Consider the following 14,962-nt stretch of genomic DNA (forward strand, 5'->3'; position numbering starts at 1 on the left):
GGCGCCGGCCGGCCCGGACGCTCAGCGCTCCGGGAACCGCTCCCCGCACTCGGCGCAGTACTTCGGCGCCGGCTCCCGGGACATCCGGCCGCACTCCGGGCACACCAGGTCCAGCGAGCACGGCGCCTCGCCGCCCTCCCGCGCGGACACCGCCGGCTTGATGGTGAGGCCCGGACGGCGGCGGTGGACCGTGAGATAGGCGAGGCCGTCCGGACCCGCGGTCACCGCGCGCCGGGAGGTGCGGGGCAGCCAGGTGACCGTCGTCGGGGTCAGCTCCAGGGGCGTGCCGCCACCGGCCGGGGTGAGGCGGCCGCCGCCCGCGAGGACGACCAGGAGGACGTCGAGTACGTCCTCCTGGTGCTCGCCGACCTCCGCGCCCGCCGGAAGACGCACCAGGTTGGCGTCCAACTCCCGCCCTTGCCGGTCCAGTTGCCAGAGCGCACCGCGGGCGCCGGGGGCCGCGGCGGCGAGCAGGTCGTCGAGTACGGCCAGTACCTCGGGATTCGCGTTCACGGCTCCCACGCTACGCCGCCGGGCGCGGCGCCCGATCAGGCCGGCTGGGCCTGCGGTTCGCGGGCGGGCAGCACGCTGCGGCCCGTCTCGTGGGCGTACAGGAGCGTGCGGTCCTTGAGGGCCGCGTGCACGGCCATGTGGGCGTCGCGGCGGCGCTGCGCCGGGCCGTCCGGGAGGTGCAGGACGCCCGCGTTGCCCCGGGAGCCGCGCTGGATCTCGGCGGTGCGGGGCACCCGGAGGGACTCGTAGCGGGCCAGCCGGCCGGGGATGTCGTGAGGCGCGGAGCCGGTGAGGCAGGACGCCAGGTCCATCGCGTCCTCGATCGCCTGGTTCGCGCCCTGGGCCATGAACGGGAGCATGGGGTGTGCGGCGTCCCCGAGCAGCGTGATGCGGCCGGTGGACCAGGTGCGCAGCGGCGGCCGGTCGTGCAGGGCCCACTGGTGGGTGGACTCCACGGCGTCGACGATGTGGGAGACGAGCCCCGTCCAGTGGCCGAACGCCGCGCGCAGCGCCTCCGGGTCGCCGGGCCGGGACCAGGACTCGCGCGGCGGGGCGTCCGCGGTGACCGGGACGGTGGCCGCGTAGCTCAGGTACGCGCCGGAGGCGACCGGGTAGCAGACGAAGTGCCCGCCGGGGCCGAGCCAGAGGCGGACCAGGGGCTTCTCCGCACCGGCCGGGAGCGCGTCCACCGGGACGAGGCCGCGGTAGATGCCCAGGCCGGAGAAGACCGGCTCGTCGCGCAGGAACGTCTCGCGGACCGTGGAGTGGATGCCGTCCGCGCCGACCACCACGTCGGCGGTGGACTCGGTGCCGTCCGCGAAGGTGAGGCGCACGGCGTCGTCGTCCGGTCCCTCGCCGGCCGGTGCGGCGGAGGTCAGCCGCTGCCCCAGGCCGAGGCGGTCGCGGTCGACGAGCGAGAGCAGGGCCTCGTGCAGATGCGCCCGGTGGACGGTCAGGTACGGAGCGGCGAACATCCGCTCGCACGCGTCGCCCAGCGGGGTACGGGCGATGGGCCTGCCGCTCCAGCCGCGTACCTCCATCGCCCCGATGCGTACCGCGTGCTCGCGCAGCGCCGGGCCGAGGCCGAGGCGCAGCAGCGGGCGGATCGCGTTGGGCGAGAGCTGGACGCCCGCGCCGACCTCGGCGAGCTGCCGGGTCTGCTCGTGGATCACGTACGGCAGGTCGTTCGCGGCGAGCGCGCCCGCCAGGGCCAGACCGCCGATTCCCGCCCCGACGACGGTAATCCGAGGCGTCTCCGCATCCTTGTCTTTCCCGAACCGCACGTCTGGGACCACCTTCCGCGTCTGAGCAATGCCATCGGTCGCACCCTGAGCATGTGCACCGCTCCGCCGCCCGGCAACGTCTGTCACCCGGTGCCCTGACAACTGTCGCCGGTTGCGTGACGGACGTCATCGAGACGGCTGCGCGGCTGCCGCCGCCCCGCTGAACGGCCCTAGCTTCCAGGGACACAGAGCCGGTCAGGCATTCCGATCCAGGAGGCACCCATGACGCGAGAACGACGCACGGAGCGGCGACGGTGACCGCCGTGGCCGTTGAGGGCCTGCTCAAGAAATACGGCGACCACGAGGCCGTGAGCGGCGTCGACTTCAGTGTCGAGGAGGGCGAGATCTTCGCGCTCCTCGGACCGAACGGCGCGGGCAAGACGACCACGATGGAGATCCTCGAAGGGTTCCGGGAACGGGACGGCGGCAGCGTCAGGGTGCTCGGACGGGATCCGGGCACGAAGGCGGACGCGCGGTGGCTGCGCGGGCAGATCGGGCTCGTGCTCCAGGACATCGCCATCGAGCCGTACCTGACCGTGCGCGAGTCCGTCGCCCGTAACGCCGGCTACTACCCGGCGCCGCGCGGCACCGACGAGGTCATCGACCTGGTGGGGCTCGGCGAGAAGCGTGACGCGAAGGTCAAGGACCTGTCCGGCGGGCAGAAGCGGCGGCTCGACCTCGCCCTCGGCGTCGTCGGTGACCCCCAGCTGCTGTTCCTGGACGAGCCGACCACCGGATTCGACCCCAACGCCCGGCGCGGCGCCTGGGACGTCGTACGGAACCTGCGGGACGCCGGCACGACCATCCTGCTGACCACCCACTACATGGACGAGGCGCAGGAGCTCGCCGACTCCGTCGCCGTCATCGCGGGCGGGAAGATCGTCGCCGAGGGCACCCCGGACACGCTCGGCGGCCGGGACAGCGCACTCGCCCGCATCCGGTTCGCGCTGCCCAGGGGCGCCGCGATAGCCGATGTGCCGATCGCCGTCACCGACGCGGAGGACGGTCTCGTCACCGCGGAGGCCGAGGAGCCGACCGCCGCCCTGCACCGGCTCACCTCCTGGGCCCTCGACCGGGGCACGCCGCTGGAGCGGCTGACCGTCGAGCAGCCCACGCTGGAAGACGTCTATCTCGGTCTGACCAGTTCGTACGCGCAGCAGGATGCCTCGTCCCCGTCCGCCGACCGGGGCCGCACGAAGTCCCCGGAACGCCGGGGACGCCGACCCGGACGGAGCCGTCGATGACCAGCACCCTTCCCCCCACCACCGAGTCGGTCACCCGCGAGCCGCGCGCCCCGCGGCAGCGGCCGGAGCGGCGCGGCTCGGTCGCGATGCTCGTCCACCAGATCCGGTACGAGCAGCTGTCGTTCTGGCGCAACCCGCAGTCGATGGTGTTCACGTTCGTGCTGCCCATCGTCATCATCGCGATCTTCGGCGCGGTGTTCAGCGGGGGCGGCAGCGAAGAGTTCTTCTTCGGCATGAGCGGCATGCAGTACTACACGCCGACCATCGCCGCCGTGTCCGTACTCGGCGCCTGCTACGGCCAGTTGGCGATCGTCCTGGCCATGCGGAGGCAGACCGGCGTCCTCAAGCGGCTGCACGCCACCCCGCTGCCCGCCTGGGTGTACTTCGCCGGGCTGCTCGTCCACTGCATCGTGGTGAGCGTCATCGACGTGGCCCTCGTCATCGGGATCGGCACGCTGTACGACGTGTCGCTGCCCACCCACTGGGCGGCCGTCGGCGTCACCCTGGTCCTCGGCGCGGCCAGCTTCTGCGCCCTGGGCGTCGGCGTCGCCTCGCTGATCCGCAACTCCGAGGCCGCGCCCGCCGTGGTGCAGTTCATCCAGTTCCCGCTGGTGTTCATCTCCGGCAGCTACTTCCCGATCCACTCCGGAGTGCTGAACACGATCGCCGGGCTGCTCCCGGTGAAGCCGTTCAACGACGCCATGCTGGCGCCCTTCGCGCAGGACGCGAGCTTCCAGTGGAAGGAACTCGCGGTGCTCGCCGCCTGGGGTGTCATCGGTGCGCTGATCTCCGTACGCAGCTTCCGCTGGGACCCCCGGCCGGAGTAGCCCGGAAGCTCAACGGCCCGGCGTGCTCCTGTGCCGCGCCTTCCGTCGTGAGGGGCCTCCACCTTCAGGTGAGGCCCCCTCGGCGTATCCGACGTCGTCCGCGAGCCGACGACGTACACCGCAACCGAAGGGAATTCCTCTCATGTCCTCCAGCAACGACGTGACCGTCTCCGCCGCCGCCGATCTCGCCGCCCTGGCGGGTGACTGGACGCTCGATCCGGCTCAGTCCACCGTGGAGTTCACCGGCCGGCACCTCCTCTTCCTTCCCGTCACGGGCTCGGTCCCGGTGCGGTCCGGGCACGCCGGAATCGACACGGACGGCTCGCTCACCCGCCTCGACGCCACGGTCGGCGTGGCCGGCTTCGACACCGGCAACCCGCAGCGCGACGGGAAGGTGCGCGGCCCGGGGTTCCTGGACGCCGGCCGCTTCCCCGTCCTGCGGTACACCGGTGAACGCGTCGTACAGGGGACCCCGTCGGTGCTCTCCGGGGTCCTCACCGTCAAGGAGCGGGAGGTCCCGCTGGACTTCGCCGTGGACGAGGTGGCGGCCGCCGGGGACCGGGTCGTGGTGCGGGCCGCGGCCGAGGTCGACCGGCACGCGTGCGGGGTCGGCGCCATGCGCGCGATGGTCGGACCCCGGCTCGCCCTGCGGGTGCGCGCGGTGTTCGTCCGTACCCCGTAGCGGGGCGGGGGCCCGCGGGTCGTGCGGGCCGCGGCACAGGGTGCGGCACGCGAAAAGGTCCGGCCGGAGGGGGAATCCGGCCGGACCTTCGTTGTCCGGTACCCGCGGGCGGGGGGTCAGCCCGCGGGTACCGCGCTCTTGAGCGGATCGGGGGCGTCCGCGGGGAGGGGGAACGCGTGGGAGAGCCACGCGTAGGTGCGCAGCTCCTCCAGGAGGCTCAGGCCGAGCCGGTTGTGGAGCATGTGGGCGTGCGAGAACAGGATCATCCCGGGGTGCACCGGTGACGTGCGGCGAAGGTCGGCCGCGTGGCCGGCCAGCGCCTCGTGCCAGGCGGTGAACGGGCCGTGCGCCCCGGGGTCGACGCGTACCGCGGCAGGGTCCTGGTCCACGTGCGTGATGCGGTCCAGGAGGGCTTCCGGGTGTCCGGCGTCCTTCGCCCAGGAGCGCCAGGCGCCCAGTCCGCGGGCGTAGTAGAAGGCGCGCTCCGCCGGGCCGCCGAGGGCGACGGCGGCGGACAGTGTGCCGCGCAGGGCGAGCTGCGAGCGCCGGGCCCCGGTCGTCACGGCGGGCGTCAGGCGCAGGACGAGTTCGCTGGAGAGCCGGAACAGCTCCTCGGCGGCCGGCATGTGCGCGGGGCCGCCGTACCGCTCGAACTCGGGCTCGTACACCGCGTGGTGGACGCCGGGCGCGAGCAGGGTCCGCACGGCGGTGTTCGGTCCGGTCTCCCCCGCCGCGGCCAGCCGGGCGGCCCCGTCCAGGTACTCCTCCTCCGCGAGCGGCTCCTCCCCGGGGGCGAGCCGGCGGGCCAGGGTGTGGCGGGTGCGCAGCGCGGCCTCCGTCGCGGCGTGCGCGTCCGGGGTCAGGTTCCCGACGCGCAGCCGCAGATGCGGGCCGGACTGCCAGTAGCGGATGAAGAACCACGGTGTCCCGGGCGGGAGTTCACGGACCGTGGGGCCGATGACGTCGGTCAGCACCCGGTCGTGCGCCGAGCGGGCGGCGGTGGGCAGGTGCAGGTGCCAGGCGCTCCACTGCGTGGGTGCGCCGGTTTCGGGCTGAGCGGGCATGTGGGGCTCCGGATGGTGGGCGGGTCGGGGCACGGTCACGTACGGAGGTCGAGCAGGGCGCCTCCCGTGGTGCGCGGAACCCCCACCACCGCGGACAGGACGATCGTCTCGTCGTCGTCCAGGCCGATGACCCGCTGGGTGGGGATCTCCTTGAACGCCCGCACCGGCCGGGCGAAGAGCCCCGACGCGGCGGCGGACAGGCACAGGCCGTGGACGGCCCAGCCGCAGGCGTGCTGCGCCGCGCCCCAGCCGGCGGGCCCGAAGCGGGCGAACAGTTCGCGGGGGCGGACGGAGAAGAAGACGGTGACGGGGGCGTTCGCCACCCCGCAGCCGTTGACCGGGGAGACGCCGTAGCCGTAGTGCTCCTCCAGCGCGGCGGGCGCGGACGGATCGGCGCGGAGCAGCTCGGCGGCCGCGCCACGGGCCCGGTACACACCGTCCTCGTACCCCTCGACGTGCTGCACGACCGCGCTCACCCGTACCGCGTCGAACGCGGCGGCGAGCGCCGGGTGCGGCGGGGGTACGGCGAGCCAGGCCAGTGCGGTACGGAGCACGTCGGCCGGGAGGGCGGGGTGGCGGGCGGCCGTATCCATGCCGTGCAGACCGCGCGGCATCCGGCCGGAGTGGCGCTGCCAGAGGAGCTCCGCCCAGTCGGGGGCCGCGGCCGACGCGGGCAGGCCGGCGGGCACGGCGGTGGTGAGGCGGGCGGCCGTACTGGCGTACCGCTGCCGCCTGTTGACGTGCACGACGTCCGTCAGGGCCGGGTCTCCGTCGGGAACGGGGGGTTCCGGGGCGGGCCGTGCGGCGCGGGCGGCGGGCCGTTCCGTGAGGTCCAGTCGCCAGGGCAGCGACCACTCCCAGGTGTTCCCCGGGTCCAGTTCCCGCAGCAGGGTCTCGCTGTCGGCTCCGGGCAGGGTGAGCGCGGCCGGTACGTCGAAGAGTTCGAGGCCGAGCGTCAACGCCCTCAGCACCATGCCGAGTTCGATCGCGACCAGGGATCCCCGGAACCACTGGTAGGCGGCGGGGACGGCCGTGTAGCGGCCGGTGAGGGCGATCCGGGTGGGCGGTGCGAGGTCGGGGATACCGGTGAGGGCGTGCCGGGTGGGTTCCAGCAGCCGCCAGGGCGCGTCGGCCGCGCCCCCGTCCACGAAGGCGTGCACGGGGAAGAGGCAGCGGGGCGAGGCGTAGGGGCGGTGCTCGTTGTACGGGTTCTCCGGTTCGCGGCGCAGTGGCGCAAAGGCGGTGGTCAGCGCGTGGGCGAGCGCGGTGGCGCCGTCCGCCGGGCGGGGGTGCCGGGTGGCGGGGTACGGATACGAGGAGAGGTGCGCCGTGGCGCCCGGCGGGAGCGCGGTGCGGTGTCCGGCGCCGCGTGGTGGCCGGGGCCGGACGTGGCTGTCGGGCGGGGGCGTCTCGGCCCAGGTCCACGGGGGCGGTTCGGGGTGGTCCGCGCCCGCCCCGTACGCGTGCCACAGGGGTTCGCGGGCGATGCTGTTGTCGTCCGCGTCGCCGGGGAGCCGCACGGGCGAGCGGGCCGGGTCCCGCCGGCCGGCGGCCGTCGCGGGGGCCGTCACCCGCGCCGTCACGGGAACGGGTGGGGGTCGTAGGGGATCGCCCGGTGTTCCTGGTCCGTGCCGCTCAGGGCGGCCCGGAGCCGGGGCAGTCCGTCCAGGCGCTGCTGGGCGTGGCCGAAGCACATCGGGAGGATGCCGGGGACGACGGCGCGGGCCACGGAGATGCCCGCGTCCGCGTGCTCGCGGCTGGTCTGGTCGACGATGACGATCCGGTCCAGGCCCGCGTCGGCGAACAGCCCGCCGACGTACTCCAGCGTGCCGCGCACATCGCCGCCGGCCGCCCGGTCCAGCCTCCCCGGCCAGTCGGGGAAGGCCTCCGCCGTGGTGACGGCCGGGCCGCCGAGCCCGGACAGGGCGCGGTCACGGGTCTCGGGCAGCGAGGAGAACCGCACGTGGTCCGCCAGCTCCTCGACCAGCCAGGGGTTCTCGACCATCGGCTCGACGTCCTCGCGGGTCCAGTCGACCGGGTTGGTCACCAGCTGGGCGACTTCGCGCAGCGCACCGCGGATCGCGGCGGCCGGGTCGGCGCCCGAGCCGGCCGAGGAGAACGTCGCGGGGAAGGGGTTCTTCTCGTTGACGGCGATCACCCAGACCACCGGAAGGCCGATGTCGCGGGTGGCGACCAGGACATGGACGTCGAAGCCGCGCGAGCGGATCAGCTCGACCATGGCCCGGCTGGTCGGGTCGGTGAGGCCGGCGACCGGGATGTGCGGGAGCGGTGCGGCGCGGAACCACGAGGTGAGGAACGCGTCGCGCTCGGCCAGCTCGAACAGCGAGTGCAGCGCGGCCTCTTCGTGGTTGGCGCCGACCGCGCAGCCGCTGGAGCAGTCGAAGAAGTAGTGCCGGCGCCGGGCGGCGCCCGCGACCCGGGCCGCGCGGCGGTCCCTGCGGTAGGCGTACTCGTACTGGTAGAAGGCGTGGTCGGCCGGGACGAGCAGCGGCCGGCCGTCGGCGAGGTCGTGGCCCCAGGCCCAGTCCATCGGGGTGTCCGCGGTGAACGGGGTGGCCCGGCTGGTGGGGTGGGCGAGCTGTTCCGCGGTGTAGCGGCCCAGTGTGCCGGGATCGACGGCGTGCTCGGCCACCGCGCGGTAGGAGCGCCCGGTGAGCAGCGGGATGTCGTACGGGTAGCCGCCGAGGCGTTCGTACGCCTCCAGGACGGCGACGGGTTCGGTCTCGGCGAAGGTGCGGGCCCGGCCGTGGCCCATCGCCGGGGCGTCCGCGACGACGGCCATGCTCATCGCGAACGGGGTGTGGGACTCGCGCAGGATGCCGCGGACCGGCCCGAAGCGCTCGTCGAGCAGCCGGGCGCGCAGCACTCCGGGCTCGACGAGGCGGCTGGCGGCGGTGCGGGTGGAGTCGCCGGGGACGGCGGGGCGGGGGACGAGGGTGCGGTGGGCGGGCGGTTCGGCGCCGGCGGTGAGGTCCTGGCCGGACGGTCCGCAGGCCGGGCAGTGGAAGCTGCGGGCGATGCGGTGGCGGCGGGTGCCGTGGACGGTCACCGAGTACGCCTCGCCCGGGGCGAGCGGCCGGGCCGCCAGGTGGTCGACGGCGATGCCGAGGAGGCCGGGGAGCACGGCGGCGGGGGCGGCGGGGGTCGCGGCGGGCCGGGTGAGGTCCGCGACGAGCGGGTGATCGAGGACCGTCCGCTCACGGACCTCGGCGCAGGCGGCGCAGCCCGCGTCGGTGCCGGGGACCCACAGCGGGCCGATCATGACCTCGTCCTCGTGGACGCGGACGGAGAGGTGCGGGGTGCGGAGCGGGTCCGCCCCGGCGCGGGTGACCTGCGCCCGCTCCCAGTCGAGGTCCCAGCCGGTGTTGGCCGAGACGGTGGCGCCGGTGGCGGCGGCCAGCCGGCCGAGTGCGGGCAGCCAGTCGCCGTGCGCCGACGGGGCCAGGGCGGGGCCCGCCGCCACGGCGGCGGGCGCGATCGTGTCAGTCGGCATCGTGGGTCTCCTGCTCCTGCGCGGTACGGGCGACGGCCTCCACGGGGCCGTACCAGAAGGGGATGACGCCGAGCACCGGGTCGGTCCGCGAGGCGCGGCCGCGGTAGGAGGTGCGGGTGCGGTCCGGGGCGGGTGCGGTGAGCCGGGCGCGGAGTGCGGCGCGGGTGGCGTCGTCGGCGGTGAGGAGGGCGTCGGTGGAGAGCGGGTCGACGGTCCCGCCACCGGTGGCGCGTGCCTGGGCGGCGGCGAGCGCCGTGCACAGGGCCGCGTGCGCCGCCTCGGCGGGCGTCGGGCCCCAGCCCGCGCCGAGCCGGTCGCCGCCGGCCGTGACCCGGGCCAGGTACCAGCCGGTCTCCGGGCTCGGCGCCACGGCGACGGCGGGAGTGAACCGGTCGCCGTCCGACCGGAGTTCGGTCAGGACGCGCTCGCTCTCCGCGGTGAGCGGATGCGGGACGGCGGAACGGGAAGTGGCGTCCTCCTCGATGAACTCTGTTGTCGCACCCGCGAGTTGGCGCAGCGCGCCGTCCAGGAGCCAGTGCTCCTCGGTGAGTCCGGCTGCCGCACCTCCCGGCCGGTCGCGGAGGGCGGCGAGGGCGGCGGCCAGGGTGGCCGTCTCCTGGTGGGCCGCCCACGCGGTGACGGAGCCGCCGGTCCGCGGGGCCGCGCGGTGTTCGGCCGTGCGCAGGGCGAGCGGCATCTGCGGCAGGTCCTCGCCCTCGGCCGAGGCGAACAGCCCGGTCCAGCGGGTGGCGAGTCCGCCGCCGGAGGCGAGGGCCGCCGCCGGCTCGGGGAACGGCCGGACGGGGGCCCCGTCCAGCGTGACCGCCGCCGCTTCGGTCACGGGAGCGCCCGTGACGGTGACGCGGTCGGCCGTCAGGTCGTCGCCGTGCACGACGTGGGCCTCGCCGGGCTCCGCGACACCCGTGAGGGTGTCGGCCAGGAGCTGGGCGGCGAGGGCCCCCGCGAGGGCGTGGGCGACGGGTCCCGGTGCGGGACCGGTGCCTTCGGCCGCCGCCCAGGACAGGGCGCGGTCCCGGAACGCCGCCCAGGTGGCGGGCGTCGCCCCGACGGGACCGACGAGGGTGAGACCGGGGCCGAGCAGCACGGGCACGTCGAACGCGCCGGTCGGCCCGTGCCAGGTCCCGTCCCCGGTGAGGAAGCGGATGGCGGTCCGGGTGGAGGGGGACGTCCGTGCCGCCGGGTCGCCGGCGGGGATCAGGTCGTACGCCTCACGCACCGCCGGGCCGCCGACGGGAATCGGATCATCCGTACCGCGCACCGCCGGGTCGCCGGCGGGGGTTGGGTCGTGCCTGTGGTGCGCCGCCGGGTCGCCGACGGAAGTGTTCGGGGCCTCGCCGGCCGTCACGTGGCGCACTCCGGCGCGCCGCAGCCCGCGTTCCGCCGGGGCGGTCGCCGTCCCCGGGCCCCGCAGCTCGACGTCCGCCCCGTGCAGCCGGGCGAACGCCGCGTACGGGTCGTCGAGGCGGGACTCCAGGCGGGCCAGGGAGTCGGCGTACCGGGCACGCACCGGGGCCGGGGGCTCCGGGGCGGTGAACGCCGTGCTGTCCAGGAGCAGTCCGTTCGCCCGGAGGCGGCCCACGATGTGGACCACGGCGGGGCGGGCCCGCTCGGTGCCGATCGCGGTGACCAGGGCGTCCAGGGTCGTGCCCGTCTCCAGGAGGGGCAGGCAGCCCTCGGCGACGGCGTACAGGACGTCCGAGCCGCGCAGCACGAACTGTCCGCGCGTCCCGCTGAAGTAGACGCCGCCGGGGACCGGTGCGCAGTGGAGTCCGGGCCGCGCCCTCAGTACGCCGGAGGCCGCCTCCTCGACGGCCGCCGGGGCCGTGGTGGTGATCGTCACGACCGCGCTCCTTCCGCGTGGTTCACCGGGTCGTAGGTGAAGGTGCCGCCTGCCGTGCGCCCGACCTCGACGACCCACTCGGTGGCGTGGGTGCCGTCCGTGACGCCGGGCAGCGCCTCCTCCAGGTAGCCGCCGGTCGGGCCGTCGCCGCGGCGCTCCAGCATCCGGGGCAGCACCCGGACGGCCAGCGCGCTGGCCAGGTCCACGTACTGGGGCTTCTGCTGGAGGCGCTTGGACTGGACGTCCGGGGCGCCCACCGAGAGCGGGCCCTCATCCTCGGGGGCCGACTTGATGACGACCTCCTCGGGGACTCCGTGCCTGGCCCGCCACGCGGTGAGGGCGAGCAGCCGCTCGGGGCCGTCCTGGCCGGTGGCGACCGCCGTCTCCAGCTCGGCGCCGCCGTACCAGCGGCGGCGGCCGATGAGGACGTCGCCGACGCTCATCCGCGGAGCGACGCGGGTCTCCTCGCCGTCCCAGGGGAGCGACGCGTGCCAGGAGTTCGGGAAGCTGTTGAAGAGCCGGCCGCTGATCGCGAGGCCGGAGGCGACCGACAGCGGGGGCGGGAAGAGGCCGGGGTGGCCGGTGCCCAGGGGCAGTACGCGCAGCGGGGCGCCGTCCGCGTCCTCGACGCGCAGGGTGTCGGTGGCCGGGTCGTGCGCCAGCCGGAGGCCGAACCAGTCCTCCGGGGTGAGGCCGCCGGGCAGGATCGGGGCGTGCGCGTTGACGTTGAGCCGGTGCAGGCCCAGGTCCTCGGTGACGCGTGCGCCGTCGTGGCCGTAGAAGCGCCCCAGGTGCGCGGCGAGCCGGGGCAGGGCCTCGCCGCCGAGGCGCCGGTCGGCGTCCAGGAAGCGGGCGTACAGCATGCCGTGGCCGGGCAGTCCGTCGTTGAGGACGAGCCGGTCGCCGGCCTCCTGGAGCAGCACCCCGTAGATCAGCGGGTCCTGGCGGAAGCGGTCGGGCAGCGACCGGGTCAGGTCGGTGACGTCGGCCGCGGTGAGGGCGAGGGTGTCCTCGCCCGCGTCGGCGGTCTTGGTGAGCCGGGTGTGGATCTCCTCGGAGAGCTCCCGGCGCAACCGGAACATGCGCTCCAGGCACCCGTCGGCGGGCCCGATCCCGGTCAGCGCGGAGGCGTCGCCGGTGCCCCGGGGGCCGTAGACGGCGTCCATCGCGGCGGCCCGGCGGGAGACCTCGCCGACGACGAACGCGGCGTGCTCGGCGAGCGGGACGTTGGCTCCGGCGCCGAAGCGTTCGGTGAACGCGGCGGTCATCAGCACCCGGACGTCGTGCAGCCAGTCGAAGACGGAGAGCAGTTCGACGGCGGGGCCGAGGTCGTTGAGGGGGGTCCGCCAGTGGGACGTCGCCACCTTGAGGGGCGGCATGACGTAGTCCTCCTCGACCGTGATCTGCGCCGGGCGGCCCGCGGCCTGGCTGAACCGGCCCAGTGTGGTGCGCAGTTCGGCCAGTGCGGCGCCGCGCTCCGCGGCCGGGGCCTCGACCACCCGGGGCATTCCCGTGCGGATGGCCCCGGCCAGTTCCCGGAGACCGGGGGTGTGTTCGGTGTCGGGGAGTTCGGGGGTGAGGAGGTCCTCGTAGTCGGCGGCGCCGTCCTCCGCCTCGTTGAACGTGCACAGGACGCCCTGGTGCAGGGCGCGGCGCACCCGGCGGTCGGCCTCGGCCTCCGGGACACCCGCCCGCGCCGCGACGTTGGCGACGACGGCGGGGAAGCGGCGCGGCCCCATGGAGAGCGCGTCGAGCAGGTCGCCGGCGGGCCCGTCCAGCGGTACGGCGAAGCGCTGCATCCCCTGGTCGGTGAGCTTGAGGAAGAACAGCTTCCCGGCGGCCGGGTCCGGTGCGGAGGTCGGCGGCACCCCGAGCCACAGCTCGGTGAGGTCCGTGGCGTGGGCGGTGGGCAGTCCGCCGAGTACGTAGCCGAGCATGACCCGGTCCAGGCCGGGCACGGCCCGCGCCCCGGTGAAGGGGACGTCCCCGGGGTGCACGGCGTCCGGGTCGGTGGCGGGGACGGGTTCGGCGATGCCCACCGCGGTGAAGCGGGAGAGCGGGCTCGTACGGACCATGGCCCGGGTGACGTACTGGATGAGGCCGCGCTCGGACTTGCGGGTGCGGGCGGACAGCTTGCCGGGGCCCGCGACGGCGGCCCGGTAGCGCTCGGCCTCCTGGTGCACCTCCGGCGCCAGCAGCGCCAGCGAGCGCAACAGGTCGTCGTTGCCCAACAGCTCGGCCAGCAGGACGCGTTCGCGCTCTGCGGCGTCCGGGTAGCCGTCGGCGACGGCGGTACGGAGCCGCTCCCGCCCCTGGTACGCGGCCAGCCAGTGCGCCACCGCGGGGGTGGGGTCCTCGGGGGTCTTCTTGGGTGCGCGGCCGTTGTGGATGGAGCGGCGCAGGGCGATCAGGGCCCGGCGCTCGTCGTCGGACCCGGCCGTGCCGATGCTCTCGTACAGCTCCTGCGAGCAGGCGTCCGCCGCCGCGGCGAGCTCCGTCTCCGCCAGGGCGAGCCGGGCCAGCAGGGTGCGCTGTCCCGGGTCGCCCAGGCGGGCCCGGCGCAGCGGGTTGACGCGGAGGAACCACTGGGGTTCGGGGCTGGTCATCTCGGGGCTCCCGTCGGTTCGGGGGTGGCGGCGGCCGGGCCGGTGACGGCACCCAGGCGGTCCTGCCAGCTGACGCCCAGCACCTCGTCCACGGTCTCGGCGAGCGCGAAGCACATGTAGTAGCGCTGCATCGGTGACACGGTGAGCAGCGGCAGCTGCTGGTAGAAGAGGTTCGTCAGCAGCCGGTAGGCCGCGAAGAACGGCGACGGGGAGCTGATGGCGCCCGAGCCGTGCACGGCGCGGTGGAACTCGGTGTCGGGCTGCTCGCCCCGCGGGACGACGGTGGTGGCTCCGGGCGGGCCCATCTCGCTGCGGTCCACCCCGTCGGTGACCGAGTCGAGGAGGTCGAGGGTGAGGGTGCCGGCCGCGACCGCGCTCTCCAGCGCGCCGGAGGAGTAGGCGAACGCGGTGCGCCATTCGGCGGCGGCCGGGGACGCCTCACCGCTGAGCCGCTCCTCCACGACCGTGCGCAGCATGGCCGCGTCCCCGGCGAGGCGCTCCTTGAACACCGGGCGCATGTCCTTGGTCGGTGCCGCCCAGGCGAGGAAGGCCTCGACGTGGGAGCGGGGCGAGAACACCCCGTACGACGGTCCGAGGAAGTGTGTGTCGACCAGGGCGGCGAACGCCTCGGCCAGCCGCCGGGTGCCGCTGCGCGGTTCGGCGGCCATTGACTCGATCATCCGGAGCACGGGCCTGGCCAGCGCGCCGCCGACGACGTGGCGCAGGGCGTCCAGCCGCGGTTCGCGGGAACGCAGGGCGGGGTCGTCCGGGGCGATGATCTCCACCGAACCGTGGGCGCGCAGCGGCAGATAGGGCGGCTGCACCGCCTCCAGCCGGCCGAACTCCCTCGCCTGGTCGAGATATACCTCGTCGGTCAGGGCGCGGGCCGCGTCGAGCGGTCCGGCGTCCAGCCGGGCCGCGACCGACTGCCAGTCGACGGCGCCGCCGGGCGCCCCAGGGGCGTCCAGGGCCAGTACGTCGAAGTGCGGGCCGTGCAGCCAGCCGCGCCTCAACTGGACGCCGGGGGCGCCCTGTTCACCGAGGGAGCGGGCGGCCGGCACGACGTGCCGGGCGATCCAGGCCGGTGTCACCGGCATCCGTGTGTGGAGGCGCACCCCCGTCAGGCCGGCGGAGTCCGGCCTCACGGCACTGCGCTCCGGAGCGTCAAACCCCATGTCTTTCGCACCTTCCGGGATGAAATCGAGAACGCGAATTCACTATTGGCTTCACTGGTGGCTTCACTATTGGCCAAGTGAATTTCCTGGGGAAGAGCGGGAGGGCCGGCGCTTACATACGTCACCGTTGTCGTGACACCGCTCCGGGAATCACGGAAACAGCGATTCCGCTTCGGCCGGCCGTGACAGATGT

Annotated in this window: 11 protein-coding genes; 3 read left to right on the plus strand and 8 right to left on the minus strand. The window is 75.1% G+C overall.

The genetic code is table 11. The annotated features are described in order from the left end of the window. Window positions 1-21: 21 nt before the first annotated feature. Window positions 22-513: a hypothetical protein gene (locus ACIQM0_RS23220; protein WP_401289655.1), complete on the minus strand. Its 492-nt coding sequence runs from the start codon at window positions 511-513 to the stop codon at window positions 22-24. Window positions 514-548: 35 nt separating this feature from the next. Further along, window positions 549-1,796 (minus strand): FAD-dependent monooxygenase, encoded by a 1,248-nt coding sequence (locus ACIQM0_RS23225; protein ID WP_401289658.1) that lies wholly within the window; start codon window positions 1,794-1,796, stop codon window positions 549-551. Between the two features lie 254 nt (window positions 1,797-2,050). Here ACIQM0_RS23225 and ACIQM0_RS23230 point away from each other — a divergent pair, with 254 nt between their 5' ends. From ACIQM0_RS23230 to ACIQM0_RS23240, 3 genes are all read left to right on the plus strand, one after another. Continuing rightward, window positions 2,051-3,040, plus strand: a complete 990-nt coding sequence (locus ACIQM0_RS23230; protein WP_401289661.1) for an ABC transporter ATP-binding protein — start codon at window positions 2,051-2,053, stop codon at window positions 3,038-3,040. After that, window positions 3,037-3,867: an ABC transporter permease gene (locus ACIQM0_RS23235; protein WP_363027891.1), complete on the plus strand. Its 831-nt coding sequence runs from the start codon at window positions 3,037-3,039 to the stop codon at window positions 3,865-3,867. The genes ACIQM0_RS23230 and ACIQM0_RS23235 overlap by 4 nt, the downstream gene beginning before the upstream one ends. Before the next feature lie 142 nt (window positions 3,868-4,009). Next, window positions 4,010-4,549, plus strand: coding sequence for a YceI family protein (locus ACIQM0_RS23240; RefSeq protein ID WP_401289664.1), 540 nt, complete (start codon window positions 4,010-4,012; stop codon window positions 4,547-4,549). 116 nt (window positions 4,550-4,665) lie between these two features. On the opposite strand, the gene ACIQM0_RS23245 is transcribed toward ACIQM0_RS23240, so the two are convergent. From ACIQM0_RS23245 to ACIQM0_RS23270, 6 genes are read right to left on the minus strand one after another with little or no spacing between them, the layout of a single operon-like run. Then, entirely contained in the window at window positions 4,666-5,613 is a 948-nt protein-coding gene (locus ACIQM0_RS23245; RefSeq protein ID WP_401289666.1) for a thiopeptide-type bacteriocin biosynthesis protein, read from the minus strand. A 35-nt stretch (window positions 5,614-5,648) separates the two neighbouring features. Further along, window positions 5,649-7,196, minus strand: coding sequence for a nitroreductase family protein (locus ACIQM0_RS23250; protein WP_401289669.1), 1,548 nt, complete (start codon window positions 7,194-7,196; stop codon window positions 5,649-5,651). Continuing rightward, window positions 7,193-9,127, minus strand: coding sequence for a TOMM precursor leader peptide-binding protein (locus ACIQM0_RS23255; RefSeq protein WP_401289671.1), 1,935 nt, complete (start codon window positions 9,125-9,127; stop codon window positions 7,193-7,195). Before ACIQM0_RS23255 ends, ACIQM0_RS23250 begins: the two co-directional genes overlap by 4 nt. Then, window positions 9,117-10,988 (minus strand): hypothetical protein, encoded by a 1,872-nt coding sequence (locus ACIQM0_RS23260; RefSeq protein ID WP_401289674.1) that lies wholly within the window; start codon window positions 10,986-10,988, stop codon window positions 9,117-9,119. Before ACIQM0_RS23260 ends, ACIQM0_RS23255 begins: the two co-directional genes overlap by 11 nt. Continuing rightward, entirely contained in the window at window positions 10,985-13,594 is a 2,610-nt protein-coding gene (locus tag ACIQM0_RS23265) for a lantibiotic dehydratase (RefSeq protein WP_401289676.1), read from the minus strand. The genes ACIQM0_RS23260 and ACIQM0_RS23265 overlap by 4 nt, the downstream gene beginning before the upstream one ends. Continuing rightward, complete coding sequence (locus ACIQM0_RS23270) at window positions 13,591-14,769, minus strand: hypothetical protein (RefSeq protein ID WP_401289678.1); 1,179 nt, start codon at window positions 14,767-14,769, stop codon at window positions 13,591-13,593. Before ACIQM0_RS23270 ends, ACIQM0_RS23265 begins: the two co-directional genes overlap by 4 nt. Window positions 14,770-14,962 lie beyond the last annotated feature (193 nt).

It is taken from the genome of Streptomyces sp. NPDC091387 (assembly GCF_044756945.1).
Classification (GTDB): domain Bacteria; phylum Actinomycetota; class Actinomycetes; order Streptomycetales; family Streptomycetaceae; genus Streptomyces.

What these genes read in the sequence shown, in the direction of transcription:
- ACIQM0_RS23235 (WP_363027891.1), top strand. Translation starts at nt 3,037, where the DNA reads ATGACCAGCACCCTTCCCCCCACCACCGAGTCGGTCACCCGCGAGCCG.
- ACIQM0_RS23240 (WP_401289664.1), top strand. Translation starts at nt 4,010, where the DNA reads ATGTCCTCCAGCAACGACGTGACCGTCTCCGCCGCCGCCGATCTCGCC.
- ACIQM0_RS23245 (WP_401289666.1), bottom strand. Translation starts at nt 5,613, where the DNA reads ATGCCCGCTCAGCCCGAAACCGGCGCACCCACGCAGTGGAGCGCCTGG.
- ACIQM0_RS23255 (WP_401289671.1), bottom strand. Translation starts at nt 9,127, where the DNA reads ATGCCGACTGACACGATCGCGCCCGCCGCCGTGGCGGCGGGCCCCGCC.
- ACIQM0_RS23265 (WP_401289676.1), bottom strand. Translation starts at nt 13,594, where the DNA reads ATGACCAGCCCCGAACCCCAGTGGTTCCTCCGCGTCAACCCGCTGCGC.
- ACIQM0_RS23270 (WP_401289678.1), bottom strand. Translation starts at nt 14,769, where the DNA reads ATGGGGTTTGACGCTCCGGAGCGCAGTGCCGTGAGGCCGGACTCCGCC.